The sequence below is a fragment of the Pelorhabdus sp. sgz311002 genome (genome assembly GCF_056134285.1).
On sequence record NZ_JBWBCL010000013.1, the window covers coordinates 37,845 to 64,253 of the forward strand.

A 26,409-nucleotide genomic window follows, 5' to 3' on the forward strand; every position below is an offset into this window, starting at 1 on the left:
GATGTTCCTATTTTGACGTAAGTTTATTTCTGACCATGGTCTTTATCCAGCCAGAATGAAAGAAGAGATGAATTAGTACGAGACCTGTTAAAATATAGCTCGACCATTCGTGAAAGGGTTTGAGCGGCAAAACCCTTAGTTCCGGCAGTTTGAGTGATAACAAGATCCCTGTTCCAGCGCTGATCAAGCCCAAACAGAATAAGGCTATATTTAAGTAAAAATTTTTATCTGCCTTTGATATCATAAGTGAATCCTCCTATGAAAAGAAAGTATTACTTATCATACCGTAAGGTTGTGACAAATTTATGATAACTTCTCTACGACTAAATTTTCTATTGACATCGTTGCAGCACTTGTGTAATATAAGGAACAAATAAAATATTTTTAGGCGCTTTAGCTGATCAAAAAGATTGAAGGCTAAGCACAGAAGGGATTTTTCTGTGCTTAGCCTTTTTGTGTTGCCTAAAAAAGATATGTTGTCTAAAAAGAAACGATAAAGGGGTATAAAATCATGACACAAACGAAAAAAGAACTTGTTCTCGCAGCTTTTCAAAATCAACCGGTAGATCGGATTCCTGTTGGCTTTTGGTATCACTTCCTGCCCGACGCGGAAACGGCTGAAGGGGAAGGGAATCCGGCGATTGCCGCAGCCAATTTGGCAGGTCTGAAACGATTTTATGAGGGCTTCCAGCCTGATTTTATCAAGATTATGAGTGATGGCTACTTTCTCTATCCGAATGCGGCATTGCGTGATATTAAGTCTGTTAAGGAAGCTTTGCCGATTCGTCCAATTGGGCCTAAGGCTCGCTGGATTGAGGAACAGGTCAACTTGGTAAAACAAGCGGTAGATGCTTATGGCAAAGATGTACTGCTGTTTTATAATGTCTTTGCGGCGCCGCGCTATTTGGAGTTTTTACAAACTGCAGCGGACCCGAACGGTGTTTTTGTGAACTTGTTGAAGGAAGACAAGGCAGCGCTTAAAGAAATTCTCGACGTGATTTCAGAGGATTTAGCCTCTCTGGCAACACGGGTGATTACAGAAGGCGGCGCTGACGGAATCTATTTCAGTGTGCAGAATCTGCCGAAGCCGGAAGTAACCAGAGAAGTCTATGAAGAGATTATTGCGCCAGCAGAAAAGAAGATTTTGGCTGCTGCGAATCAGGTCAGCGCTCATAATATTCTTCATATTTGCGGCTACGCTGGATGCCATAATGATTTAAGCTGGTACACTGACTACGAAGCAAAAGTCATCAATTATGCGGCTGTCGTCGAAGGAATCCCTTTGTCAAAGGCTAAGGCTTTATTTGGCGGTCGGGCTGTGATCGGCGGGCTTGACAATACGAAGAATAGCTTGTTATATAGCGGAACAAAAGAAGACATCGAGGCAGCTGTAGCAGATATTATTCGTGATGCAGGCAAAACGGGTGTGATTATTGGCGCCGACTGCACTGTTCCTGGCGATATTGATTTGCAGCGACTTCAATGGGTACGTGAAAAAGCGGCTTCGCTTTGAGAAGGCTGTGGATTTTGTAAGGGCGACATCGGTTAAAGTTGCCGATCTAAAGCAGGCTTTAGGGGATACTGTGTTGCCATAAGAATTTAGAGGAGGAAATGAATCATGAATAAATTTGTAAAGCTGTTGGCGGTGGCGGCAGTTCTCGTAGCTACGGTTGTAAGTGCCGGCTGCGGCAAATCAGCTGACAAAAATGCGGGAAATGCGGCGGCGTCTAGCGGTGATAAAAAAGTAGTGCGCGTTGCCTTTACGAATTATTATGTGCCCTATGACTTTGTCAATAAAGACGGTCAGGAAGACGGGATTGAAGTGCAGATTATGAAGGAAGTGGAAAAGAAGCTGCCAGGCTATCAATTTAAATTTGTACCCACATCAGACGATGATTTGCTGATTGGTGTGGAGTCAGGCAAATATGATGTAGGGATCAAAGGTGTCTGGCAGACAGAAGCGCGTAAGAGCAAATTTATTTTCCCGAAAAACTATATTGCTGCCAGCGTGATTGGGTTAACGATCCGTAAGAGTGACGCCGATAAGATTACCGATATGGACAGCTTTGCGAAAAGCGGCGGTAAGCTTGTGCCGATTGCACCGCAAAATGCTCAGTATGCCGTTGTAGAAGATTACAATAAGAAGCATCCTGATACGCCTATTAAATTGCAGGCTTCCGAGTCATTCCAGATTGCTGACGCCTATACTTGGGTTTTGGAAGGCCGCTATGACGCCTTCTTTGATATTGAACTGGCTTTCAAAAATAATGTAGCTGATGAAAAAGGAACCTATCATAAGTTCAATGACCAATTGACTTATGTTCGTTATAGCGCGATTCCGACTTATCCGATTTTCAACAAGAAGAATCAGGAGCTTGCTGACGCTTACGATAAAGCAATTGATGAATTAACGAAGTCTGGAAAAATAAAAGAACTGGAAGATAAATATTTTGGCGAAGACTTGCTGCGGCTTGTGGCCAAATAAAGTTTTCCCGAATGGAGGACGCCATGAGACCCTTTGATCCTCTTTATATTTTGACGGTCATACCCGAGTTGCTGCCCTTTTTGGGGGTCACCTTAGCTGTTGTCCTCAGTTCGGTGCTCTTAGGCAGTTTACTTGGTGGTTTGCTGGCAACGGCCAAGCTGAGTGAGAAGCCTTTGTTCCGCTTCTTGGCCAATGCCTATACAGGCATCATTCGTTGTACACCGTCCATTATTCTGTTATTTATCGTTTTTTATGGACTGCCCAAGTTTTGCTTGGAGGTCTTTGATTACGATATCAATGAATTTCATAAAATGTTTTTTGTTATAACAACCTTTACGTTGCTGTTTGCAGCGCCTGTATCGGAAGTGATGCGCTCCGCTTATCTGGCAATTGACCGCGGACAATATGAAGCGGCAGTTAGCATTGGTTTGACTCCAGTTCAAGCCCTGCGGCGCATCGTGATTCCGCAGGCGGCGATCATCGCCCTGCCCAACTTCGGCAACTCCTTTATTTCGCTGCTAAAGGAAGGCGCTTTGGCTTATACGATCGGCTTAATTGATGTGTTAGGCTCTGGCAACCTAATCATTGCGCAAAATTATGGTTCCTATGCCTTGGAAATCTACCTAGCCTTATCAGCTATATATTGGGCTATGGCTCTTTTATTTGAAAAAGCCTTCTTTATGTTGGAACATCGACTGTCACGGCACAAGCGGCCGCAGACCGTATAGGAAAGGAGGCGGCTTTCGTGGAACTTGATTATGATTTTATGGCGAAGACGCTATGGGTGATTCTTCAAAGCGTTCCTGTCACGTTAAAACTAACGGCTGTATCGCTTGCTGTAGCGATTCCCTTTAGCTTTTTTATGGCTTTGGCGCGGATCTATGAGGTAAAAGGAATTAAGCCCTTAGTGCAGCTCTATGTTTCCTTTATTCGTGGCACGCCCATGGTGCTTCAGATTCTAGTTGTATATAGTTTGATGCCTAGCTTGCTTAATTTCGTTGTGAAAACCTTCGGCTGGCAAATCAAAGTGTTTGACGTGGATCCCATTTTTTATGCATATATCGTATTTACCCTAAATACGATGGCTTTGCTATCGGAAGTTTTTCGGTCAGCGCTGCTGAGTTTGGCTGACGGGCAAATGGAAGCTGGTTTATCTATAGGCATGTCTTACTTCCAGATTTATCGGCGTATTTTGATTCCCCAGGCCCTTGTATCAGCTTTGCCTAACTTGTGTAATCTGACTGTCAATTTGATGAAAAATACTTCGTTGGCTTTTCTAATGACAGTGAAGGAAGTTACCGCTACAGGAAAAATTGCCGCTTCCTTCGGTTATAATTACATTGAAGCATATATAGACGTCTTTCTTGTCTACCTTGTTTTGTGTGCGGTAACGCAGCTGGCCTTTCATTGGGCCGAACAGCGCCTCGGTGTGTTTCAGCGGCTAAAATATTGATAGCTTACAGGAATTATCTGCTTTTACTGGAATCATAATAAAGCGAGCTTCTTGCAAAACAGATGCCGTCATGAGAACTTTTTCTTGTGGCAGGCTTTTGTTTTTATAAATTGGTTGTTTCGTTAGAGTGTATTAGCAGATGAGGTGGTTGTTAGTGAAACGAATTTGTGTATATTCCGGTTCTAATGCCGGAGTGCGAAGTGAATACAGAGAAAGCGCCATTACCTTAGGAAATGTCCTTGTGGAAAATGGGATAGAACTTGTTTATGGCGGTTCTAACGTAGGACTGATGGGGGAGATTGCCCACCAGGTTTTAAAACGAAACGGCCGTGTTACTGGTGTTATTCCCAAAGGGCTGTTTCCTGATCGAATTGTTAGTAGCGAACTGACGCGGCTGATTGAGGTAAAGGACATGCACGAAAGAAAGAAAACCATGGCTGATCTTTCTGACGGATTTATTGCTTTGCCTGGCGGGATTGGCACTTTTGAAGAACTCTTTGAAATTCTTACTTGGGCGCAGCTCGGGATTCATAATAAGCCTGTGGCGGTTTTAAATGTAGCCGCTTTTTATGATCCGCTAGTAAATCTCTTGAAAAATATAACGGAAGAGGGATTTATGAATGAGTCAAGTTTTAACTTGCTGCTTGTTTCCTCGGATCCGCAAGAGTTAGTGGCCAAGATGAAAAACTATGAAAAGGTTGATCCTGGTTTGAAATGGCGCGACCTGGCCGAAAAGCGGCAAGTTGGCAATTAACTGTGCAAAATAACTTTACATAATAGCGCGTGATTTAAGAAGTGGCAGGGATCTAATCCTGTCGCTTCTTTTAGTTTTTCCAGACGAAATAATAGTGTATTACGATGAATAAACAGCGTTTTCGCCGTATCTGTTAGGCTGAGATTATTAGCAAGCAAAGAGGACAATGTTTGCTTCATATTATATTTTCGATCAAGTTCCTGCTCGATTTGACGGCGCAGTTGATCTAGCGGCTGCGGTGGATTAGCGGCTAGGGTAGTCGTGACATAATCGGCTAATATATCTAGATCATGAATTGTTGCCAGGGGCTGTTTTCTACCCAGGGCGAACAGCGCTTCTTCATAAGATTGTGCCAACTTGCTAGAGGAGTTTAGTAAACTGCCCAGGCCGAGCGGGAAGGCGAGAGCTTTGTCTGGCGATAAGACGTTTCTGACAGCTTGCGCCCATTCTTGACGGTGCTGTAAACTCTTTTCCTGAGAGAAATGTTTTAGAATCAGCAGTTTTGTTTCAAGGAATACGGCAAAATCTTCCGGCCTTAATAAGGCGGCGTCAATGAGCTGCAAGAGCAGAGCTTCTTTAGAACGGGCTAAGGCAAATTCCGCTAAATTTGTTGTTTCCAGCGCTCCTGGCAGTAAACTTTGCATGTCTGAAACCAGGACGCAGCGCGGCAGTGATAAATCGAATTTGAGCAGCTTTGCCATTTTGACAATTTTATCAGTATTTAAGGACGCTTCGGGAGAAAGCAGCTGTAAGGCGAAGTTTTCCCGTAATTGGGATTGGGAGCGGGCCTCTTCTTGCAGGAGTTCTTGCTCAATAATTAGTTCAGTGATCATTTTGACCATGAGAGCAACCGAGCGTACGGCGTCAGGGTGGCCTGATACGCCGACAACGCCGATCATTTGGCGATTAATAATAATCGGCATGTTGAGTCCTGGTTTAGCGCCGTTGTAGCGGTCGACTTCATGAGGATAGATTTCCACTGGTTTGGCGCTGGTGATGACTTGTTCGGCGCCTTTGTGCAGACTGTTGATTCGATCAGGCTGGCCGGAGCCGATAATAATCCCGCGTGGGTTCATGATATTAATATTTTGATGAACGAGTGGCAGCAGTTTATTAACAATCTGTTGGGCCAGCAAGGGAGAGAGTAGCAAGAGACTTCACCTTCATTAGTTATTTTATATAAAATATATTCTAAAAGAGCGCTAGAATCCTGCTTTTGATTTTTATTTGTTGTATATATTGCACAATAAAATAAACTATGCACGAAGATTCCTTATAATGTTTGAATATTGTACTTAGTCTTGTTTTTTTATACAATGAAAGTAAATTTATGAATGTGCAATAAACTGGAAAAGAGGGGTAGCATGCGCATTGTAGTAGCGCCCGATTCATTTAAAGGCAGTGTTTCAGCTGTGGAGACAGCTCGAGCGATGGAACGGGGAATTCTCCGCGTTTTCCCGCAGGCGTCTGTAGTGAAAGTTCCCATTGGCGACGGTGGCGAGGGCACTGTCGAAGCTCTGGTTGCGGCAACAAAAGGTGAACTGATTACTGCCGAGGTCGTAGGACCGCTTGGTAATAAAGTACAAGCTTCTTGGGGCATGCTCGGCGACGGAAACACTGCTGTGGTGGAAATGGCCGCCGCTTCCGGGTTAACCTTAGTGCCTGAGGGACAGAAAGATCCACGCATTACAACAACCTATGGTACGGGAGAATTGATCAAAGCCGCTTTGGCCCATGGCGTAAGCAAGATTATTGTGGGAATTGGCGGCAGTGCTACCAATGATGGCGGTTGCGGAATGATTCAAGCGCTTGGCGGCAAATTTCTTGATGCTAACGGACAAGCATTGCCTTACGGCGGGTTGGCTTTGCGTGATTTGACTACGATCGATCTTTCCGGTATGGACCCGCGGCTGCAAACAGTAGAACTTGTTGTAGCTTGCGACGTCGATAATCCCTTGTGCGGGGAAAACGGCGCTTCCGCCGTTTACGGTCCGCAAAAAGGCGCTTCGCCGCAAATAGTAGCGAGCCTTGATCAGTCTTTGGGTCATTATGCTGTGATTGCGTCTAAGGCCACAGGCCGCTCCATTGCAGCGCAAGCTGGTGCGGGCGCTGGTGGTGGAATTGGCGCTGGTTTCTTATTTTTTACGGATGCTGTACTGCGCCCTGGTGTTGAAATTGTTTTGGAGGCAACTTCCTTTGATGCTCTCGTCAAAGAAGCTGCTTTTGTCATGACTGGCGAAGGGCGTACTGATTTTCAAACCGCCTTTGGCAAGGCCCCTGTCGGTGTGGGGAAAGCGGCGCAAAAGTACGATGTGCCAGTATTCTGCCTTGCTGGCGGCCTTGGCCAGGGCTATGAAGCTGTTTTTCAAGCCGGTATTGATGGTGTTATGAGTAGTGTGCCTGCCCCGATGGGCTTAGACGAATGCCTTAAGGGCGGCGCTGATTTTATTGAAGTGGCGGCAGATCGATTATGCCGTATTATTGCTGGAGCGATGCGCGTGAAAGGAACGAAGCTATTATGATGAAAAAAACGAAAATTGTTTGTACAGTAGGACCCAGTACGGATCAGCCGGGTATTTTAGAAGCGATGTTAGATGCCGGAATGAATGTGGCTCGCTTCAATTTTTCGCATGGCACGCATACAGAGCAAGGCGAACGAATTTTCAAAGTGCGCGCTGCCGCTAAAGCCAAAGGTCTGCCTGTGGCGTTAATGCTTGATACAAAAGGGCCGGAAATGCGACTTGGTCTGTTTGCTGACGAAAAAGTTACCTTAGAACAAGGACAGAAATTTATTCTTACATCTCGCGAGGTAAGTGGTACGAAAGAAATCTCTACAGTGAATCACGCACTGCTACCGCAAGAAGTTACGGCAGGCGATCTGATTTTGCTTTCTGACGGCCTTGTATCCCTACGAGTGGAGACCGTTGTGGGTGACGAAATTCATACAACCATACTCAATACAGGCAGCATTGGCAATCGTAAACGCGTAGCAGTGCCGGGAGTTTCCGTTAATTTGCCGCCGCTCTCGGAACAAGATATTGCCGATGTACGATTTGGCGTAAAAGAAGGTCTCGATTTTATTGCCGCTTCCTTCATTCAGCGCGGAGCTGATATCTTAGCAATCCGCAAAGTTTTAGAAGAAGCTGGGTCTACTATGCAGATTATTTCCAAGATCGAAAATGCTCAAGGCGTGAAAAATATAGACGAGATTATTGCCCTCTCTGATGGAATTATGGTGGCTAGAGGCGATCTTGGCGTGGAGATTCCCACGGAAGAAGTTCCCCTTGTCCAGAAAATGATTATTGAAAAGTGTAATGAAGCAGGAAAGCCAGTTATTACTGCTACGCAAATGCTAGAATCGATGATCGTGAATCCTCGGCCAACTCGCGCGGAAGCCAGTGATGTAGCAAATGCCATTATGGACGGAACCGATGCTATTATGCTAAGTGGTGAAACGGCTTCAGGCAAGTATCCCATCGAAGCCGTGGCGATGATGGAGAAAATTGCAATTCGCACCGAAGCTGCCTTGGCTTATCAGGACATCTTGCGCCGTAAAGGCTTGTGTTTGAATAATACCATGACTGACGCGATCAGCCATGCCACAGTGCAGATTGCGCAACAGCTAGAGGCGGCGGCCATTATTACGACAACCCAGTCTGGCTATACCCCGCGCATGGTTTCTAAATATCGTCCGCAAGCGGCAATTATTGCCGTAACACCTCATGAAGAAACAGCAAGAGCAATGCAACTGTTGTGGGGTGTGCAGGTTCTGGTAGGAACCGATTATCAGGATACTGATGAAATGGTGAAAGGCGCCGTCAATCGTTCTCTGGAAGCGGGCTTGATTAAAGAAGGCGATTTAGCTGTGATCACCGCAGGTGTTCCGGCTGGATTAAGCGGCAATACGAATCTGATTCGTGTTTGCGTCGTTGGTCAAATTTTATTGCGTGGTACTGGAATTGGCCAAAGTGTAGTCACTGGAACCGTAAAAGTGATTCGGTCTGCTAGCGACTGGCAGAGTGTCACAGAAGGCGATATCCTTGTGCTAGCTGGTTTGGAAGAAGAGCAGGCGGCTTTAGCAAGTAAAGCAAAAGCCATTCTCTGCGAAGAAGGCGGTCTTACTTCTAATGCGGCAATCGTTGGCATTCATCAACAGATCCCAGTCATTGTCGGTGTTGATCACGCGTTGGGGCTTTTGCAGACAGGCAACCTTGTCACTGTCGATGCGGCGCGAGGCCTTGTATATCAAGGGGAAATTAAAGCAAAATAGGTAGTGCTTATTATTGCTATTTTCTTAATAAAAAAACTGTTGCTCGGCTTGAATTTGCCGTGGCAGCAGTTTTTTTGTAGCCTTTTTTTTCTAATTTTGTATAAAAGGATAAAAGTGGCGGATACTAGGACGAGGAGGTGAATAAAATGCTGTGGTCTTTAGGAATTGGACTTGTTGCCGGTTGGCTTGCTGGCATGATTTCACAAGGCAGCGGTCTGGGGCTTTGGGGCGACTTAGTGACAGGCGTTGTCGGTTCTTTTATTGGCAGTTTTTTATTTAATATGATGGGAATTGCCGTTTATGGTCTATGGGGAACGCTGCTTGCCAGCACCCTCGGCGCAGTTTTATTATTGTGGATTCTGCGGATGGTTTTTCATGTAGCACCGGCGGCTGCTAAGAAGAAGGAATAGAAAAAAGGTTTTATTTTGGCGATTCGCTAAAATAAAACCTTTCTAACTTTTCGAAAAAGTATCTTTACATTTAAAATTATAACAATAATGATTCTCATTTACAAAAAGTTCTAGTGGTACTATAATAGGGACTGCAAGAAAAAGTAAATGAATAGAGAGGATGAATTTATATGAATAGCAATGTATGTTATTTGGACGCTTGCGCTCCTAAAATATATGCTAAAGAAGATCGTAAATTAAAACAGAGTAACAGCCGCATTGTCATTGGCGGATATTTAGCTTCACTTCTTTCTAGTTCTGTATTGTTTTATGCTGTTTCTCTTGCTTGAGTAACATATAAAATAGGGTAGAACTTTTTGGAAGAACTCGCAACTCTTAACGGGGGGCGAGTTTTTTTTCTTTACCATTGGTCTTGCAGGGAAAAGCGGACATGAAGGCTTGACTGGACTAGACGTTTGTTTTTGTCATAGAAGTAGACTAATTTGTGAAAGGCCTGAGGTTCAGTGGTTTGCTGGCCCTGTCTGTCGGCATAGGTGATTTCAATAGATCCTTGTTGTACACACTTATCCATGGATAGATCACTCACTTTCAACATTTCTAAATTCCAATTTATACCATCTAGTATTTAATATATACTAGTATAATACAAATGGAAATAGTAAAAATATATCGTAGGATAAAATTATTTTGCTCATTTTTAAATAAAAAAATAAAAACGCCTCTTTTTAGGCGTTTTTATTTTCATTATGTGGAGTTTTGATAAAAGATTTTATCGTCTAGGCTTGAATATCAATATTTTGTCCAAGGTGAGGTAAGGCCTCTTGCAACAGACTCAGCGTATCTTGTCCTGTCTGATCCATATTTTCTAATACTTTTTTCATAACTAATGTATCAGCTGTGGATAAAGTCTGAACTTGACTTGAGACAGTTGCTAAAGCGGCTATATCCATTTTTTACACCTCGCTTTTATGCATTAGCTTGATGCTGTTGTTTTGATTCAGTGAGATAGATTTGCCATTCTGGGCTGGACGGGTAGATGAATCGCCACTCGTCGCGATTTAATACATAAATATTTTCGTTTTCGTCTACATTGATCCATTTTCCGCTGGAAGGAGACAAAAACATAGGATGTGAATAAGATTTCTTTGTTCTATTTTTGTGTAACAGGGCATCGCTGCACTTATTTACAAGACTCATGGTATCAGCTCCTTTGACAGTATTATACTACTAAGACGGGGTTAAATCCTCTTTCTTTTTTATGAGGCTTTGGAGAAGGCGAAAATCATCAATTGGAATTTGTCCCGGCGCTGATGCTTTTTGGCCAACAACAAAAGTAACAGAAGAGCCAATATCAGCGGCCATCATCCGTGTAATTACGCCGTAATCGCCCATCGATAGCGCAATAAGCGGAATGGATAAAATTTTGCGAGCTGTCAGAGCGGCGCTCATTAAGGTGAGGACATCTTCCATAGATTGCGGCATAACCGCTACCTTAGCCACAGAAAAATCGGCGGATTCGCTTTCCTTAAACTTAGTAATTAACTCGGATTGTGGCGGTGTGTGGCTAAAATTATGATAAGAACCAATGACTTTTTTGCCGACCGCAGCTGCACGTTGGGCGAGCAGCGCTTTTGCTTCGCTTTTTTGGCTCAGCTCACAATCAACATATTCAAGCTGGGTTTGCTCACAAATGGTTGCCGTTAATTCAACGGCCTGATCAGCCGACAGCGAAGTCGCTTGCCCTCCCTCGGCAAGCGAGCGAATGGTAAAGATAAAAGTTGTATCAGGAGCGGCTTCTTTTAATTTTTTCGCTGTTAAAAGAACTTCCGCAGTATCACTTAAGGAATGAAAATAATCGGCTCGCCATTCCACAAGATCTGGCTTTTTGGGTAGGATCGTTTGTAATTCTGTTAGAAGTTCTGTCTGAGATTGACTAACAAGCGGGATACAGCAAAGTGCTTGGTCATTTTCGCTTACTTTCTGGATATTCATCATTATCTCACTCTTTTCCCGCCGTTTTTTCTTTACTGTAGCAACTCCCCTGCAGCTTGTCAATAGAAGCAAAATAAAAACTCATGCATAGAATGTAGTACGATTAGTTCTTACAGCTTGCCTATCGCTGTAGGGAGGGAGGGGAAATGCATGGAAGAAGGACGCAAAGTTCCCTGCGGCTGCTGTCAGCTCAGCTTTGCTGTAGTTGTAGCCAATAAGCCAGCTACTGTGGCAGCTAACTTTTGGTCGCAGGCGACAGCAACTGGCGAAATTTGCGGGGAAAAACAATATGGTCATATTGAGATTACTGCGAATGGTCTGTTGCCACTAGGGGTCTACACCGTATTTTTTATAACCGATAGAGGTTACTATCCGGCAGCGCCGCTTGACGCTGTTTATACATCTGATGGTTTTGATCCGAATCGACTTGTGGTGAATTCCAATGGTATTGTAAATTACTATATCGCTCAATTTAATTACAATCCGTTTAGGGGAATTCCTACAGCCAGCGGTCTAGCTCGCATTCAGGGCGTCGCCATCAACTATCATTTAGATCGTATGACCTATGGGATGTCGCCGGGAACAGCCAATGTCAATGTTTTTGATCAACTGGTCGCGCCGATGTGCCTACTACGGCAAGATGAAGAAAAAGAGAAAAAACGCTAGTAAAAAAGTCTAACTAGACTGCATGGCAGCTAGTTAGACTTTTTTTAGGGAAAAGACGGTTTAGGATTGGTGTTTTTCTAGACCGTATTTTTTCAAGTAACGGTATAGGGTTACACGGCTTACATCAAGCATGTTAGCAAGACGAGAAATGTTACCGCCAGCGGCGCGCCAGGCAGTCATGAATACTTCTTTGTCTTCCTTCCAAGCCTTGTCCAAGTTGGTACGACCAGGAATGACAATACTTTCTGTTGCAATGACGTTACTGGTTGTATGGAAGAAGGATTGCTCTACGACGCCTTGTAATTGCTTAATATTGCCAGGCCAGTCATATTCCGTCAATACTTGCATCGCTTCTGGCGAGAAAGTGCGGGTCGGAATATGGTGCTGTTCCGATAACTCGGTGACAATGTGGTCAGCTAACACCGCAATATCGCCTTGTCTTGCTCTTAGGGATGGAACACGGATTACGGAGCGGGAAATGAGTGTATAAAGTTTTTCTGAAAAGGCGTTTCGTTCTGCTAGGCGTTTTAAGTCACTATCACAGGCGGCGATGATTCTTACATCGACTTTGCGCATAATCGTATCATTACCACGGGTAATTGTGCTGGACAGCAGCGCATCAGCAAGGCGGGACGCCAGATGATTCGGCAATTTTTCAATTTCATCAAGGAACAGGGTGCCGCCATTGGCTAATTCTAATTTACCTGGCCGCGCTTCATCCTGCATTTCGACAACACCGAATAATTCTGTTTCTAAGAGTTCTGGCGGCATATCGCCGCATTTAACGGAAATGAGCGGGCCAGCGGCGCGAGGACTGGCCTGATGAATGCCATGAGCTAGGCGCTGTTTGCCTGTACCGGGTTCTCCTTGTAGCAGTAGATGATGGTCATGCTTGGCTGCTCTAGCCGCCTTTTCTTTCATCGTAATAAACGCAGTAGATTCACCAACCATACTTGCTAGGCTGTAGCGAGAAATGTAACCGGCGGCGTGAGCCACTAGCGTACGTAGATCTTCAATGGGCAGTGATACGGCCACTACGCTATGCACTTCTTTCTCGCGAAAGATTGGTACGACCGTCGTAATGTCCTCATAGGTTTTCTGGGAGGTGATCCAAGTAACTTCCTTATTGTATGAGGGAACACCTAAAAAGCCTTTACTAATGGGGGTGTGCTTGTAGTTCAAAATAATATCGCTTAAGAGAGGTAACTCTTTTGTCGGTTCAGGTACGAGTCCCTCAATTCGACTTTGGCCGAGCTGGTTCGTATAAGCCACTTTGCCATCTGGTAATAGATGATATACGGCAAGGGGAACGGAATCAAGAATGGCATGACTAGCATTGAGATGTTCCATGGTTTTCAGATGATTTTCCATGGCATAACGCATCGAAAGCAGTAGCGTTACCAGCGTATTGTGATCAATGAGTTCTTCGTCGGCGGCTACTAGTGTAATGAGATAACGTAATTCGCCTTCCACGAGAATAGGGGCAGTGCAAGCTAGGCTGTCGTGGCCGTCTTGACGCCACATTTCCGGACCAAACATCAGAAAGGGTGTTTGATGCTCATAGGCAATACTGATGCTGGAAGCGCCAATATCTTGCGTAGCCAGGCGCGAGCCTTCTACTTCACCTGCTGTTTTTTGGAAAAAGGGCATAGCATAACTTTTTAGTACGTAGCAGTTTTCATCAAGCAGCAGTAAACTTAGATTTCGTGTATTAAAATATTCATGCACGTTTTGATAGTAGTCGCCTAAAAATGCAAGTGCCTGTTCGTGTTTTCCCTGTAGTTCTGTAAGAGCCGGTTTGGACATCTTAGGCAAAAGCAGCGGCCCGTCTGTAGCCAATTGTGCGGCTTGGCTTTCCTGCCAAGCTTCGGCTACCCAAGGATGTACATTGGGATCTAAAGTATTTTCTTTTATATATTTGTCATAATAGAGTTTTAGTTTTTCTTTGTTGCGTTTTTCTCGTAGCATATTGTCCCTCCTGCATTCACCGCAAAACTGTCGTTAGTAGCATCATATCACATTTTAATGCGGTTTCAAAAGAATAGTATAGTCAAATTTGATAATTTTGTCTATTTTTTTGTAAATACAAATTTTTTTGAATTTTGTTCCATATTGTGAATTACTGTGCCGGAATCGGAATTTTCAGCAGGACTTTGCCATTCCATATCGTATTATTTTTAATATAAAATGGTACTTTGTTTTACTATATGGAATAAAGGCTTATCTGATATAAGCCTTATAACACAGGAGGAATGAAAATGGAAGTCAGACATTCGGTGCATCCCGAAGATGTAAAACGGTATACAACAGAGGAACTAAGAGAACGTTTTCTGATTCAAGATTTATTTAAACAAGATGAAATGACTATGATCTATAGTCATGTAGATCGCATGATTACAGGCGGCTTATGTCCGACCAAGCCGATAGAATTGACTGTACAAGGAAATATGGGCGTTGATTATTTCTTAGAAAGACGTGAAATGGGCATTATTAATATCGGTCCTGCTGGCCAGGTAGAGGTAGATGGTACAGTCTACGAACTGGCAACCACCGATGGCTTGTACATTGGCAAAGGGGTAAAAAAAGTTGTTTTTTCTAGTAAAGATAGTAAAAGCCCTGCTAAGTTTTATTTTAATAGCGCTCCTGCTCATGCCACGTATCCTACTGTCAAAATTGAACGAAGCCAGATTACGCCCAATCATCTAGGGTCTCTTGAATCATCGAATGAACGTAATATTTATAAGTATATTCATCCTTTAGGTGTACAAAGCTGCCAGTTAGTTATGGGGATGACGGCGCTAGAGCCGGGAAATATGTGGAATTCTATGCCTTGCCATACGCATGAACGACGCATGGAGGTTTATTTATATTTTAATTTACCAGAGGATTCTATTGTATTCCATTATATGGGCGAGGGAACACAGACGCGTCATATTGTTATGAAAAACGAAGAGGCAGTCATTTCGCCTAGTTGGTCAATCCACAGCGGTGTAGGCACCCATAATTACACTTTCATCTGGGGCATGGCTGGCGAAAATCAGACTTTTGACGATATGGATGGCATCGCTATGATTGATATGCGCTAATACTAACAAATGCAGGCGAAGGAGTGAGTAATGTGGGACTTTTTGATTTGAAGGGTAAAGTTGCGATTGTAACTGGCGCTGGTACCGGGTTAGGTCAAGGGATGGCTGTAGCATTGGCAAAGGCTGGCGCTGACATTGTTGGTGTTGGTACGCGTAATCAAGCCAAAACAAAAGGGTTCATTGAGCAAACCGGCCGAAAATTTTTAGAAGTTACGGCAGATCTTACGAGTACAGCGCCGATTCAGGGCATTGTCGATCAAGCTGTGGCGACCTTCGGGCATATTGATATTCTTGTAAATAATGCCGGAATGATTCGTCGGGCTGACGCCATTGACTTTACGGAAAAAGACTGGGATGATGTGATGAATCTCAATATTCGCAGCCTCTTTTTCTTTTGCCAAGCCGTGGCTAAACAATATATGAAGCAAAATAGCGGTGGTAAGATTATTAATATTGCGTCGATGCTTTCGTTTCAAGGCGGCATTCGCGTGCCTTCCTATACGGCCAGCAAAGGCGGTGTTATGGGCGTAACGCGTCTTTTGGCTAATGAATGGGCGAAACACAATATTAATGTTAATGCGATTGCGCCAGGTTATATGGCCACCGATAATACGGCGGCGTTACGCAGTGATGAACAGCGAAACGGCGAAATACTCGGACGGATTCCGGCGGGACGATGGGGAACGCCCGACGATCTGGGAGGACCTGTCGTATTTCTAGCCTCAGAAGCGGCAAACTATGTACACGGTTATACTCTGGCTGTTGACGGCGGTTGGCTAGCACGGTAAAATTGCATTAGCAAAAAGGTTTTACGGGAGGCATTATGGCAAATTCATTAGAAGTGCAATCACTGCATCGAGCTTTCGATATTTTAGAAGCCATCGGGTCTAGCACTACACCTGTCGGTTTAAAGCAAATTACTGAGATGACAGGGCTCCCGAAGTCAACCGTATATCGGCTGTTAAGCAATTTGGAAAATCGCAACTACATTACTTGTGATCATAATTCCACCTATCGACTAGGACTGCAGCTATTAAAGTTAAATCAATTGGCAGAAAAAGATTTTGAGATAAAGAATGTAGCGAGAGGCTTTTTAGAAAGTCTCAATGCTTTTACGAAAGAAACGGTTCATTTGGCGATGCTTGATAAAAATCGCGTACTCTATGTTGATACGGTGGAAAGTCCTCATGCTTTACGGCTTGTAGCCAAGCTAGGTACAACGAATTCGGTGCACTGTACGGCTTTAGGTAAAGCTTTATTAATTGGCCATAGCGACAGTGATATCGAAAAGATTCTTCGAGAGCAGGGGATGGACGTACGGACCGAATATACGCTTACAACGCCGGAGAGCTATTTAACAGAAATGCGGATTGTCCGTCAAACTGGTTATGCTCTTGATGATCGCGAAAGCGAACTAGAAGGCCGCTGTATTGGCGCGCCGATTTATAATCGGTCTGGTGAAGTGATTGCAGCAATTAGCATTTCCGGCTTGGCAGCGCGCTTTGCTCGTGAATTTATTGAAAAAGAAGTGGTTCATCGTCTATTAGAGGCGACCCATACGATTTCCAAGACCTTCGGTTATACCGTCTGAAGCTAAAATCATCAAAAGGTAAAAATACTAGATATAGTGAAATATTCGTAAGAAAGCGGACCTATATCGCTATAGATGGGAAAAGAGGCGACTTAAGTCACTAGCCCTTATTTTCTGCCTTTGCTATAATTGAGAAAGAAAAAGTGGTGGGGGTAAGAAAAATGATTATCGACGGTGTGACAGTGGTAGCAGACGCCGAATTGACACAGCAGGAAATTGAAACAGTGGTAGGTAATGAGCAAAAACTTTGGGCGGAGAAGCACAAGGAGTTGGCGGCAGTAGAGCTTTCGCTGCAGGATGACAATATTGTGGTCAAGGCTTGGGAAAAATCACCAGTTCGTCGGGTACGACGTATTACTGGCTACTTATCAAATATTGAAAACTTTAATGATGCTAAACAGGCTGAACTGGCTCATCGTCAAGTTCACATGGCCTAAATCGAATCGTATGATGGTGTTGATCTCATAAATCTCTTGTTGCAAATGTTGCGACAAGGGATTTATTTTTTTTGCAGCTATTGACAAGTGCGAAAATTTTCACTATGATATGTTTATATGATAATGATAATCATTATCATATAAACAGGGAAGGGGGAGACAAATGCAAGACGGTTTTTCGGAAGCGGCGCGGCAGTTTTATGAATGGCTTACCATCGAATTGGCGCCTACCATTTGCGGCAGCAAACCCTCAACGATCTTATCTTTAGTGGATACGCCGTTTCAGGCTTTGTTTACGCAGTGGCAAATTTATGGATTAGAATTTTTGCGTCAGGAAAAAGTCCGCTTTTTAGTTTTACGGCAAACAGAGCAGCGTCATATTGTTTTATTTTATCGACCAGATGTGTTGGAAAAATGCTTGAAAAACGATGAACACCGGTTTTTTTTAGAAAGTCTAGGGTATCCTGTAGAGGCGGGAATTCATGCTTGTTTGAATTTACTAAAAGAACGCTTTCAATATGCTTGCCCGCATGAACTAGGCTTATTGCTAGGAATTCCCCTGAAAGACGTGTTGGGCTTTATGGGAATGTCTAGTTTACCGCTGACTTGTCGCAAAGAATGGTGTGTCTATGGCAATCCTGACGAATCGTTAGCACGCATGGAAAGATTTATGCAAGATCGTTGTGAAGTCGCCGCTTTTTTGGCAGCCGGTATAAGTTGTTACGAAATTTTATCTGGTGTTGTGGTTCAGCCACAACGCAATGTAGCTGTCTCGGTTGCTTGATTTTAAAAAAAATCTTTGAATACATACTAAAGAATTCAGAAAAGAGGTTAGTAAGATGAAAAAAGTACTTGTTGTATATTGGAGTGGCACAGGCAATACGGAAGCAATGGCGGAGGCAATTGGCGCTGGCGCACGCGAAATAGCAGACCGGGAAGTGGCAGTGCTTTCTGTTGCTGATGTGACGAAAGAAGCTGTTTTACAGGCGGAATTGTTAGCTTTTGGCTGTCCAGCTATGGGAAATGAAGTTTTGGAAGAAAGTGAGATGGAACCTTTTATTGAATCGCTTTCTGGCGAAAAAGGGGCCGCAGAAAAAGTCGCTCTTTTTGGCTCTTATGATTGGGGTGACGGTCAATGGCTGCGCGATTGGGCCGATCGTATGACGGATATGGGGTTTTCACTGCTAAGAGAAGGCTTAGCCATACAAAATGCGCCTGATGAAATAGGTTTAGCAGAATGCCGTGAACTAGGCAAGCAGTTAGCTTCTTTATGATTTTAGAATAGCAGATAGGAAAGTGAGGTGGGTTTTATGTCAATTGTCGTTGTTGGTGCCGATTATTTGGGGAGTATCGAAAAGCGGTTGCAGTCGCTCGGAGTTACGGAAATTGTTCATATTTCGGGCAGAAAAGCTGTAACGAAGAATAAGGTGAGTCTACCGAAGTCGACTGCCTTTGTTCTGGTTATGACCGATTACGTAAATCACCGGACTGCTGAGACTGTAAAAAATATGGCTAAGTCGCAAGATATTCCGCTTGTTTTTTCGAAGCGTTCTTGGAGTGCCGTAGAAGAAAAATTGACTGCTGGCAAGCTGTTGTCAGCCGTAAAATAATGGGGTTTCTTTTAGGGGGAGTAGTTTTTAGATGGTTAAAAAATTCGCATTAATGATGGTTGTTGGAATGCAATTAGTGGGAGTAGGGACAGCTTTGGCAGCTGAAGTGAATTTTAGTGGCGATGCTTCATTGAAATATGAAAAAGATACGATGGATGGCGAGGCGGATCACTCGGGGGTAATGAGTACTGTCAAAGTCAAAATGGAAGCCGATCTTGGCAATGGTTGGAGTTTGTTTGGTCGAATTGGCGCGCAGCATGCGACTGATCCTGTTTTGGCCGATTTTAACCCAGATGCTTATAGATCTGGTAAAAAGACCGTTGTTGGTTTTGATCAGTTTGGCATAAGTTATAAGCAAGATGATTTGACTTATCGGTTTGGCCGCCAAGATGCTACCGTCGGGACAACAGCGCTTCTTTACAGTCGTTCTGATTCCAATATTGGGAAACATCAATTTGTTGACGGACTGAGTGTAACTGGGAAAACTGGCGTGGTAGATCTTTCTGTTCTTGCGGCCAGAGAAGATAATGTTACTTCAGAAAAAAATAAAATTTATGCCGTTAGAGCTGGCTTTTCGCCGGAAGAAGATTTTTCATATGGTTTGACGCTGGGCCGTTATCACTATGATGGCGGTGATACGACAAATCACTGGGCTGTTGATACGACCTATAAAGCCGGAAAACACAGTTGGACAATGGAATATACAAAGTCGAATCGTAGTGAACAAAATAAGGCATACGCAGCGAATTGGAACTATGATTTTGATGGACAGCTTGGCGCCTATGTGACAGCATTTCGCGTAGAAGCAAATGGTGACATGGGTGGACAAAGCGATTTTGATAATAATAATAAGGGAATATACTATGGCCTGACCTATAAGTTCTCTGATGTTGATGGCGTGGAAGTTGTTTATAAAGATCAGAAGACACTTGATGCCGGTGTAAATAATACAAAACTGGAAGCGACATATACGCATAGCTTCTAATTTATTTTGTCTCTATAGTGATAATGATAATCACAATCATGATTCGTATGATTTAAAATATTATATAACTTATGTAACCGAAATTGCAGATGTGTAAGGAGTGGCAGGGAGAATTCTTGTGAATTTTCCCTGCTATTTCCATTTACAAATTGAAATAATTTCATTATTTTAAAATAAGTGGTTGACAAGTTATAAAATGGAATCTATACTTGTTCATGTCAAATGATATTGATTATCGTTATCGGCTTAAGATGGTTTTATACATTGATGGAGGCGCATGGTTACGATGAAGCGAGCAGCTTGGTTTAAAATTGTGCTGGCAGCTAGTTCAACGGCAGCAATTTTCTTTGCTTTTTTGCCTTTAGGAAGGGTCCTTTTTTACAGCAATGCGAAAGCCGCGGCAGTTCAGCCACCTCATCAAAATTGGCGCGACGGTCTTTATGAGGGGTCAGCTGTCACGGAACGAGGCGAGGCCCGTTCCGTAGAAGTAATGGTTGAGTCTGGTAAAATCCACCATGTAAGATCTTTGGATCAAGGAATTGTGTCGCCTGTAGATGCGAAAGTGATGAGGGAAGTGGCTCGCTCTATGGTTGCCGCTAATTCCAGTGATATTGACGGTGTAAGCGGCGCTACCATGAGTAGTAAGACAATTATAGCGGCGGCTCAAAATGCCCTGTCCAAAGCGGAAGTTAAAGGGGAATAACGTCATGGAAGCGATACGGTTTAATCAAGCTGCTTTTATTCTTGATACGAGCCAGCCAAAGATTGCTGCTATCCCGCGCGTGGAAGCGCCGAACTTTTATGAAGACGCTGCAGTCTTTATGGACACCATTATAAGTCTTGTTTTATATGGCGGGCGAGCCAAAGAAGCTAGTGAAGCTGTTTTTGCTGTGTTTAAACGAATCGAGAAGCTATGCAGCCGCTTTGATCCGACGAGTGAAGTGTCTGAAGTCAACCAAGCCGCTGGTTATGAACCTGTACCAATTAGCAAAGAGTTGTTTCAGCTTTTGACAATGGGAAAAGATTTGTCGGCGCTGTTTGAGGGGAATTTTGATATTACGATTGGTCCTGTTAGTTCTTTGTGGCAAGTAGGGTATAAAAAGGGACAGCGTCCGGCGGCAGCGCAACTCCAGGAGGCTAGGGCGTTGGTAGATTATCGCAAGTTGCATCTTGCTAGTGGCGCTGCTTTCTTGTCAGAAATGGGAATGATGCTTGATTTGGGTGGTTTGGCCAAGGAATATGCCTTGTATGAAGCCTGCCGTATACTGTCTGACTTTGGCGTAACTGCTGGATTGATTAATGCCGGCGGTGATATTTGTACTAGCGGCGTTAAACCAGACCAAAGCCAATGGCGGGTGGGGATTGAACATCCGCGACGGCCTGGCGAGCTGATTGCTGAGGTTACTCTAGATCAATGGGACACCGTAGAAACTTCGGGCGATTATCGGCGGTTTTTTGTAGAAGCAGGCAGTCGCTACAGTCACATTTTTGATCCTACTACAGGGTTGCAGCCCGGTGGATTGGCAAGCGTGTCGCTTATTTATCGACAAGCCGATCAAAAGCTGAAACTACCGAGTTGCGCTTTTTTAGCGCTGGGAATCGAGAAAAGTCTGGTTTTCTTAGAAAACTTCCCTGGTGTCGAGGCTTTTTTTATTACACAAGAAGGCAAGACCGTAGCTACGGATGGTTTGATTCCTCATATGGATTTTTAAAGTAGGCAAGAAGGAGGATCTTATTGTGGATTTTTTACAGGAAAGTATTGCTTTATTTCATAAGGGCGGTCCCGTTATGTATGCACTGCTGTTAAGTTCCTTTTTTGTTGTTGCAGTTGGTATCGAGCGGTTTTACTATTATCGGCAGGCTTCGATCCCTTTTTCGACCTTTAAAGAAAAATTAGAACCCTTATTACAACGCAAAATGATTAGTGAAGCGCAAACTTTTTGCCAGAACGGTTCCAACGTTGTTGCGGTCGTTGCCGGAGCTGGGATTGAAGCGTTTCAACAAGGGAGAAATGCAGAAAAAGCTATGGAGAGTGCCGCTACTTTTATGGCGGCCAAACTTCGCGAACGGCTCAATTATGTAAGTACTGTTGTTACCTTAGCACCGCTGATGGGGCTTTTGGGGACTGTTGTTGGTATGATAAATTCTTTTAGTGTTTTTAATGTGGCCCAGGGTGAACCGGGAGCGATCACTGGTGGCGTTGGCGAGGCTTTAGTTGCTACAGCCAGTGGTCTTTGTATTGCCATTTTAGCTTTGATGATTTACACGTATTTTTCTCAGAGATTAGATAGCTTAGTTACTGATATAGAACAAACAGTAGCCCTTGTTATGAGTCGTTTGCCTCATGGTAGAACAGAGCGGGGGGAATTTCATGAAATTGCGTAGTTTGCGCCTAGAAGGGCAGCCGCAGCTAATGATTATTCCGATGATTGATATCATCTTTTTTCTCTTGGTGTTTTTTATGATGAGCACTTTGTATATGGTTCAGCAGCATACGATCTCGATTAATCTGCCACAGGCGGCGGCAGCCCGTATGGATCGTTCGGAAAGTACGGCAATTACTGTTTTGGCGGATGGGTCTGTTTTGTTTGAACAAGAACCTCTAAGTCTTACACTGCTGCAAAATCGCACAAAGGCGGCACTTGCTGCGACACCTGAAACGATTTTTGTATTGCGAGCCGATAAAAAAGCGGAGTATGAAAAAGTTGTGGCTGTTTTAGATGAACTGAAGGGCGCTGGAGCTCGACGGATTTCAATTGCCACAGAGCAAAAGGCGGGTATTCGGTAATGGTAAGAAGGATTCGCTGGCCTAAAGCTTGGTGTTTATCCCTAACGTTTCATGTTCTTATTTTAGGCAGTTTTTTATGCTTAGAGGCTTTTTTATTTGCTGCTCCGCCGCCGCTTCACGAAGAAACTCCCTTGGAAATAATCGATATGGGAGCAGAGCAAGAAGAAACCGCAGCTACAGTCCCTCAGACGGTGGCTGCGCCGCAGGAAACACCTCCAGAGATACCGCCAGAACCAGCAGATCAGCAAGAAGAACAGGTTGTCGATACTCTTGTCAGTGAATTAGGTAAAGAATCGATCAAGGAAAAGGCGCTGCCTGTAATTGCCGCTAATGCTGCAGGCGTGGCGGCGCCCGGAAAAAGCAAAGCGATGGGAACGCCACCAGAAGTAATTACCCGCGTCTATCCAGATCCTAAATCAGGCAAGGGGTTTAAAGGGCAAGTTGTTTTGCGCGTACAGATTCTTGAGACAGGATTGCCGGGAAATATTATTGTGTCTCGTTCTTCGAGCCGCAAGGAAATTGATGGGGCGGCTATTGCTGCCGCCAAGCTTTGGCGGTTTAAACCAGCCAAAGATCATGAAGGGAATCCTATGGTTTGTACAACCATTTTGATTATTTCTTTTGATAAGTCGCAACAAGTTCCTAATAAGCCAGAAGCATAAATTTTTTTCGTTAGATATTGAGAATGATTATTGTTATTAGTTGCGTCGTACAATATCTTTGCAACTTGTTTCTTGGCAATAGAATTTTATTTTTAAGCACTATCAAAATCATAAGAAAGATGAAAGATGAGAGAGGAGGTGAAGGAGATGCAAAAAAAATTTATGGCTGTTTTTATTTGCCTGATGTTGTTAGTTTTACAAGGCATGGGATTTGCGGCGCCTAAATGGAATGATGTGGTTACCCGTATCGAAAAGTCCATGAATCAATCCTTAGCCGTGTATGAAGCGGGCGATGTAGCAGGGGCCAAAAAGCTCGTCAATGACACATACTACGGGATCTATGAGAAAGATGGCATGGAAATGGCTGTTCGCTCTACCGTTTCGAGCAAGCGAGCTGGTCTTACGGAGTATAAATTTAGCACTGTTAAAAAATTAATGACCAATCAAGCTCCTTCCAGCGAAATTAAAAAAGAAATCACTGAAATGATTTCGATGATGCGCGAAGATGTAAAGAAGATGTCTGGCAGTAATAAAGAGCAAAGTTCCTGGGAAAGTTTTTGGCCAGCTTTTTTAATTCTGGTTCGCGAAGGCGTTGAAGCGATTTTAGTGATTGGTGCAATTTTAGCTTATCTTATTAAATCCGGTAATGGTGATAAAACACAGATTGTTTACTCTTATTCGGGAGCTGCGATCGTCGCTAGTTTTCTGACAGCAATTGCTTTCCACTCTTTAGTAGGGGCTAGCGGCGCTAATCAGGAGATTTTAGAAGGCGCAACCATGCTTGTTGCTGTAGCTGTGCTGCTTTCCGTAAGCTATTGGATGGGATCAAAGTCTGACCAGAAACAGTGGAAAGAATATATTGAAGGCAAAGTGCAAAAATCACTTACAAGTAGAAGCGCCTTTGCCCTTGGTGCGGCCTCTTTTTTAGCTGTATACCGTGAGGGCGCCGAAGTCGTTTTGTTTTATCAGGCTTTATTTAATGAAGCCGGGGATGATATGCAGATGATTTGGTTTGGGTTTGGCGCTGGCTGCTTGGCCTTAGCTGTAATTTTTGCTTTGGTTCGTTATGGTACTTTGAAAATTCCGCTTAAGCCGTTTTTTCAAGGAACCAGTATTTTTATGAGTCTGTTAGCAGTTAGTTTTGCCGGAGGCGGTATGAAAGAGCTGCAAGAAGGCGGCGTTGTTGGTGTAACGCCGATTGATGGGTTCCCCATGATTGATTTATTGGGAATATATCCTACGTGGGAAACTTTGCTGCCACAAGCCATTCTCTTACTGTTACTTGCAGCCGGTTTTATTTACCAAAAAAAGAAAATGCAGGAGGTCGTATCATGAGAAAACGGTTTTTATCAATGACTTTTTTAGCTTTATTTGCTATGGCGATGTCAGCTGCGCAATGCTTTGCTGCTGGCTTCCAGGAGTATCCGATTGGTGAAGAGCAGGAAGTACCGGAAGCAAAATTGAAAGTGGCTGTTGTTTACTTCCAGCCAGTGCCAATGGAGCCAGCTGGAATGGGTCTTACACCGGATAAATCTGATATCCATTTAGAAACAGATATTGCGGCAATTGAAGGGAATGAAACCGGTTTTGGCGTTGGCGAATGGATTCCTTATTTAACGGTGCATTATACATTGAAAAAACAGGGAACAGACCAGGTTATCGAAGGTAATTTAATGCCTATGAATGCCAGCGATGGTCCTCACTACGGCGCCAATGTAAAAATGCTTGGCGCTGGCACTTATGATGTAACGTTTACAATCGATAGCCCTGAACGTCAAAACTATATGCTCCATGTTGATAAAGAAACAGGCGTTCCTGGACATTTCTGGGACAAACCAATTACGCTTCATTGGGTCTTTGACTACGTTCCGAGAAGCTGGTAAGAAATACGGTCCGGGGCCCTGTGCCTCGGGCCTTTTCACCACTTTTACCTGTTATGAAAGGAGAATGGCATGTTACAGGCTCTTTTACAAAGCCTAATTCCCGTTTTAGAAAATGTCGTTATGGCTGCAATTCCCTTAGCATTGCTTTTAGCGCTCTCTGGACAAGAGAAAAGTCCCGTTATGAAAAAATGGCTTTGGCGGGGTGTCCTTTGGGGAATGATTGGCGCTTTATTTATTGCTACAGTCAAATTGGGTTCTCGGGCTGTCAAGCGTGAGGTTTATGAAGGGCTAGTACTTTTGGGCGGATTTTCGGCAGAGACTTTACTTTTGCTCTTATTGGGCTTTCGCTATCAAGGCAAGTATCTTCGTTTCAGTGAAAAGTTTTTGCCTTTAGTTACTTTCGCCAGTGCTCTTTTTCTTTGTTTATATCATGGCTTGGAATTTTTGCTTTTTCCGCTGAATCTTGTTGTTATAGCCGATACGCTTACTATGACTGCTATTATTTACAAGCTAAGCGGCTTTTTCCTCGCTTTTATTTTGGCCTGGATTGCTGGGGTGGCAGTGTTTAAGGCCGCGGCGGCTTTACGCACTAAGGCGCTTTTAACGGTATTCTCGATTCAATTTATTACGCTTTTGGCAGAACAGGGCGTTTTGTTGGTCCAAGTTATGATGTTGCGTCGGTTCATTCCGATTAGTCGGGAGCTTATGGCAATTATGGCTCCCCTAATTAACCATAAAGTCTGGTTTCTCTATTTATTACTGGCAATGACCGTAATTTTGCCATTTACGCTGCTCCTCCAGAAACGACCTGATAAACCGCAAGGGTCTAATCCAGCGCAATATCGTAAAATTTTAATCACGGCTCGTCATAAAAAGCGTTGGGCTGGGGCCGTGGCTATTTGTTTAGGACTCTTTTTCCTTCTTTCCACAGCAGGCATGTCTTATGCGGAAAAACAATCGGAGCTTGTTCCAGCCATTGCGGTTAAGGCTTCAGGTAGTGACGTGCAGATTGCTTTGGAGATGGTCGAAGATGGTCATTTGCACCGCTTTTCTTATCAGGCGAAAAATGGGGCTACTGTACGATTTATTGTCATTAAAAAAAGTGGTTCTGCTTATGGCATTGGTTTTGATGCTTGTGAAATCTGCGGTCCTACCGGTTATTTTGAACGAGACGGACAAGTTGTTTGCAAATTGTGTGACGTAGTAATGAATAAAGCGACAATTGGCTTTAAAGGCGGTTGTAATCCGATTCCACTGGAGTATAAAGTAGCTGACGGGAAGATTGTTGTTCCCCAAGCCGCGTTGGAAAAGGAAAAAGATCGCTTTAAATAAGGAGG

32 protein-coding genes are annotated in these 26,409 nt (G+C 43.8%); 26 read left to right on the plus strand and 6 right to left on the minus strand.

Annotated features, from left to right (window positions below; all coding sequences use genetic code 11):
• Positions 1–7: 7 nt before the first annotated feature.
• Complete coding sequence (locus AC0NJP_RS15845; RefSeq protein ID WP_474040904.1) at positions 8–244, minus strand: DUF4405 domain-containing protein; 237 nt, start codon at positions 242–244, stop codon at positions 8–10.
• A 267-nt stretch (positions 245–511) separates the two neighbouring features.
• Between AC0NJP_RS15845 and AC0NJP_RS15850 the strand changes: the two genes are divergently transcribed.
• From AC0NJP_RS15850 to AC0NJP_RS15870, 5 genes are all read left to right on the plus strand, one after another.
• On the plus strand, positions 512–1,513 hold the full coding sequence (locus AC0NJP_RS15850) for a uroporphyrinogen decarboxylase family protein (protein ID WP_474700390.1): 1,002 nt from the start codon (positions 512–514) through the stop codon (positions 1,511–1,513).
• A gap of 105 nt (positions 1,514–1,618) precedes the next feature.
• Positions 1,619–2,485, plus strand: a complete 867-nt coding sequence (locus tag AC0NJP_RS15855) for a transporter substrate-binding domain-containing protein (RefSeq protein ID WP_474700391.1) — start codon at positions 1,619–1,621, stop codon at positions 2,483–2,485.
• A 23-nt stretch (positions 2,486–2,508) separates the two neighbouring features.
• Positions 2,509–3,213, plus strand: a complete 705-nt coding sequence (locus AC0NJP_RS15860) for an amino acid ABC transporter permease (RefSeq protein WP_474700392.1) — start codon at positions 2,509–2,511, stop codon at positions 3,211–3,213.
• A 17-nt stretch (positions 3,214–3,230) separates the two neighbouring features.
• A complete protein-coding gene (locus tag AC0NJP_RS15865; protein ID WP_474700393.1) occupies positions 3,231–3,938 on the plus strand; it encodes an amino acid ABC transporter permease in 708 nt (235 codons plus the stop codon).
• A 154-nt stretch (positions 3,939–4,092) separates the two neighbouring features.
• Positions 4,093–4,692: an LOG family protein gene (locus tag AC0NJP_RS15870; protein ID WP_474700394.1), complete on the plus strand. Its 600-nt coding sequence runs from the start codon at positions 4,093–4,095 to the stop codon at positions 4,690–4,692.
• Here the strand turns inward: AC0NJP_RS15870 and AC0NJP_RS15875 are convergent.
• Positions 4,689–5,843 (minus strand): CdaR family transcriptional regulator, encoded by a 1,155-nt coding sequence (locus AC0NJP_RS15875; RefSeq protein WP_474700395.1) that lies wholly within the window; start codon positions 5,841–5,843, stop codon positions 4,689–4,691. The two genes, AC0NJP_RS15870 and AC0NJP_RS15875, sit on opposite strands and share 4 nt — an antisense overlap.
• Positions 5,844–6,056: 213 nt before the next feature.
• Here AC0NJP_RS15875 and AC0NJP_RS15880 point away from each other — a divergent pair, with 213 nt between their 5' ends.
• From AC0NJP_RS15880 to AC0NJP_RS15895, 4 genes are all read left to right on the plus strand, one after another.
• On the plus strand, positions 6,057–7,214 hold the full coding sequence (locus AC0NJP_RS15880; RefSeq protein WP_474700396.1) for a glycerate kinase family protein: 1,158 nt from the start codon (positions 6,057–6,059) through the stop codon (positions 7,212–7,214).
• Positions 7,211–8,962 carry a pyruvate kinase gene (gene pyk, locus AC0NJP_RS15885; RefSeq protein WP_474700397.1) on the plus strand — a complete coding sequence of 584 codons (1,752 nt, stop codon included), beginning with the start codon at positions 7,211–7,213 and terminating at the stop codon, positions 8,960–8,962. The genes AC0NJP_RS15880 and pyk overlap by 4 nt, the downstream gene beginning before the upstream one ends.
• A 146-nt stretch (positions 8,963–9,108) precedes the next feature.
• Positions 9,109–9,372: a GlsB/YeaQ/YmgE family stress response membrane protein gene (locus tag AC0NJP_RS15890; protein ID WP_474040895.1), complete on the plus strand. Its 264-nt coding sequence runs from the start codon at positions 9,109–9,111 to the stop codon at positions 9,370–9,372.
• 170 nt (positions 9,373–9,542) lie between these two features.
• Positions 9,543–9,701 (plus strand): hypothetical protein, encoded by a 159-nt coding sequence (locus AC0NJP_RS15895; RefSeq protein WP_474040894.1) that lies wholly within the window; start codon positions 9,543–9,545, stop codon positions 9,699–9,701.
• Positions 9,702–10,148: 447 nt separating this feature from the next.
• Here AC0NJP_RS15895 and AC0NJP_RS15900 read toward each other — a convergent pair whose 3' ends face one another.
• Genes AC0NJP_RS15900 through aroD form a run of 3 tightly spaced genes read right to left on the minus strand, consistent with a single transcriptional unit; the run spans position 10,149 to position 11,367 of the window.
• Positions 10,149–10,322 carry a YjfB family protein gene (locus tag AC0NJP_RS15900; RefSeq protein ID WP_474700398.1) on the minus strand — a complete coding sequence of 58 codons (174 nt, stop codon included), beginning with the start codon at positions 10,320–10,322 and terminating at the stop codon, positions 10,149–10,151.
• A 16-nt stretch (positions 10,323–10,338) separates the two neighbouring features.
• Positions 10,339–10,569, minus strand: a complete 231-nt coding sequence (locus AC0NJP_RS15905) for a hypothetical protein (protein WP_474700399.1) — start codon at positions 10,567–10,569, stop codon at positions 10,339–10,341.
• A 30-nt stretch (positions 10,570–10,599) separates the two neighbouring features.
• On the minus strand, positions 10,600–11,367 hold the full coding sequence (gene aroD, locus AC0NJP_RS15910) for a type I 3-dehydroquinate dehydratase (RefSeq protein WP_474700400.1): 768 nt from the start codon (positions 11,365–11,367) through the stop codon (positions 10,600–10,602).
• Positions 11,368–11,514: 147 nt separating this feature from the next.
• Between aroD and AC0NJP_RS15915 the strand changes: the two genes are divergently transcribed.
• On the plus strand, positions 11,515–12,030 hold the full coding sequence (locus AC0NJP_RS15915) for a hypothetical protein (RefSeq protein WP_474700401.1): 516 nt from the start codon (positions 11,515–11,517) through the stop codon (positions 12,028–12,030).
• A gap of 60 nt (positions 12,031–12,090) precedes the next feature.
• Here the strand turns inward: AC0NJP_RS15915 and AC0NJP_RS15920 are convergent, their stop codons facing one another.
• Positions 12,091–13,998 (minus strand): sigma 54-interacting transcriptional regulator, encoded by a 1,908-nt coding sequence (locus AC0NJP_RS15920; protein ID WP_474040889.1) that lies wholly within the window; start codon positions 13,996–13,998, stop codon positions 12,091–12,093.
• A 290-nt stretch (positions 13,999–14,288) separates the two neighbouring features.
• Between AC0NJP_RS15920 and kduI the strand changes: the two genes are divergently transcribed.
• The 16 genes from kduI (at position 14,289) to AC0NJP_RS16000 (ending at position 26,404) form a co-directional block, all read left to right on the plus strand.
• A complete protein-coding gene (gene kduI / locus AC0NJP_RS15925) occupies positions 14,289–15,116 on the plus strand; it encodes a 5-dehydro-4-deoxy-D-glucuronate isomerase (protein ID WP_474700402.1) in 828 nt (275 codons plus the stop codon).
• 32 nt (positions 15,117–15,148) lie between these two features.
• Positions 15,149–15,904 carry a 2-dehydro-3-deoxy-D-gluconate 5-dehydrogenase KduD gene (gene kduD, locus AC0NJP_RS15930; RefSeq protein ID WP_474700403.1) on the plus strand — a complete coding sequence of 252 codons (756 nt, stop codon included), beginning with the start codon at positions 15,149–15,151 and terminating at the stop codon, positions 15,902–15,904.
• Between the two features lie 35 nt (positions 15,905–15,939).
• Positions 15,940–16,707 carry an IclR family transcriptional regulator gene (locus AC0NJP_RS15935; RefSeq protein WP_474700404.1) on the plus strand — a complete coding sequence of 256 codons (768 nt, stop codon included), beginning with the start codon at positions 15,940–15,942 and terminating at the stop codon, positions 16,705–16,707.
• 161 nt (positions 16,708–16,868) lie between these two features.
• The gene (gene nrdD / locus AC0NJP_RS15940) at positions 16,869–17,144 is read left to right on the plus strand and encodes an anaerobic ribonucleoside-triphosphate reductase (protein ID WP_474040885.1); all 276 of its coding nucleotides are present in this window, start codon (positions 16,869–16,871) and stop codon (positions 17,142–17,144) included.
• Positions 17,145–17,307: 163 nt separating this feature from the next.
• Positions 17,308–17,928, plus strand: coding sequence for a DUF3793 family protein (locus tag AC0NJP_RS15945; protein WP_474700405.1), 621 nt, complete (start codon positions 17,308–17,310; stop codon positions 17,926–17,928).
• Positions 17,929–17,983: 55 nt separating this feature from the next.
• Positions 17,984–18,418 (plus strand): flavodoxin, encoded by a 435-nt coding sequence (locus tag AC0NJP_RS15950; RefSeq protein WP_474700406.1) that lies wholly within the window; start codon positions 17,984–17,986, stop codon positions 18,416–18,418.
• A gap of 36 nt (positions 18,419–18,454) precedes the next feature.
• Positions 18,455–18,754, plus strand: coding sequence for a DUF2325 domain-containing protein (locus tag AC0NJP_RS15955; RefSeq protein WP_474700407.1), 300 nt, complete (start codon positions 18,455–18,457; stop codon positions 18,752–18,754).
• A 31-nt stretch (positions 18,755–18,785) separates the two neighbouring features.
• Entirely contained in the window at positions 18,786–19,739 is a 954-nt protein-coding gene (locus AC0NJP_RS15960; protein WP_474040881.1) for a hypothetical protein, read from the plus strand.
• Positions 19,740–20,025: 286 nt separating this feature from the next.
• The gene (locus AC0NJP_RS15965) at positions 20,026–20,442 is read left to right on the plus strand and encodes an FMN-binding protein (protein ID WP_474040880.1); all 417 of its coding nucleotides are present in this window, start codon (positions 20,026–20,028) and stop codon (positions 20,440–20,442) included.
• A 4-nt stretch (positions 20,443–20,446) separates the two neighbouring features.
• Entirely contained in the window at positions 20,447–21,451 is a 1,005-nt protein-coding gene (locus tag AC0NJP_RS15970; RefSeq protein WP_474700408.1) for an FAD:protein FMN transferase, read from the plus strand.
• Between the two features lie 25 nt (positions 21,452–21,476).
• Positions 21,477–22,124 carry a MotA/TolQ/ExbB proton channel family protein gene (locus tag AC0NJP_RS15975; protein WP_474700409.1) on the plus strand — a complete coding sequence of 216 codons (648 nt, stop codon included), beginning with the start codon at positions 21,477–21,479 and terminating at the stop codon, positions 22,122–22,124.
• A complete protein-coding gene (locus AC0NJP_RS15980) occupies positions 22,111–22,527 on the plus strand; it encodes an ExbD/TolR family protein (RefSeq protein WP_474700410.1) in 417 nt (138 codons plus the stop codon). The genes AC0NJP_RS15975 and AC0NJP_RS15980 overlap by 14 nt, the downstream gene beginning before the upstream one ends.
• A complete protein-coding gene (locus AC0NJP_RS15985; RefSeq protein WP_474700411.1) occupies positions 22,527–23,189 on the plus strand; it encodes an energy transducer TonB in 663 nt (220 codons plus the stop codon). Before AC0NJP_RS15980 ends, AC0NJP_RS15985 begins: the two co-directional genes overlap by 1 nt.
• 147 nt (positions 23,190–23,336) lie before the next feature.
• Positions 23,337–24,524, plus strand: coding sequence for an FTR1 family iron permease (locus tag AC0NJP_RS15990; protein WP_474700412.1), 1,188 nt, complete (start codon positions 23,337–23,339; stop codon positions 24,522–24,524).
• Positions 24,521–25,072 (plus strand): iron transporter, encoded by a 552-nt coding sequence (locus AC0NJP_RS15995; protein ID WP_474700413.1) that lies wholly within the window; start codon positions 24,521–24,523, stop codon positions 25,070–25,072. Before AC0NJP_RS15990 ends, AC0NJP_RS15995 begins: the two co-directional genes overlap by 4 nt.
• A 69-nt stretch (positions 25,073–25,141) precedes the next feature.
• Positions 25,142–26,404: a Fe-S-containing protein gene (locus AC0NJP_RS16000; RefSeq protein ID WP_474700414.1), complete on the plus strand. Its 1,263-nt coding sequence runs from the start codon at positions 25,142–25,144 to the stop codon at positions 26,402–26,404.
• The last annotated feature ends 5 nt before the right edge of the window (positions 26,405–26,409 follow it).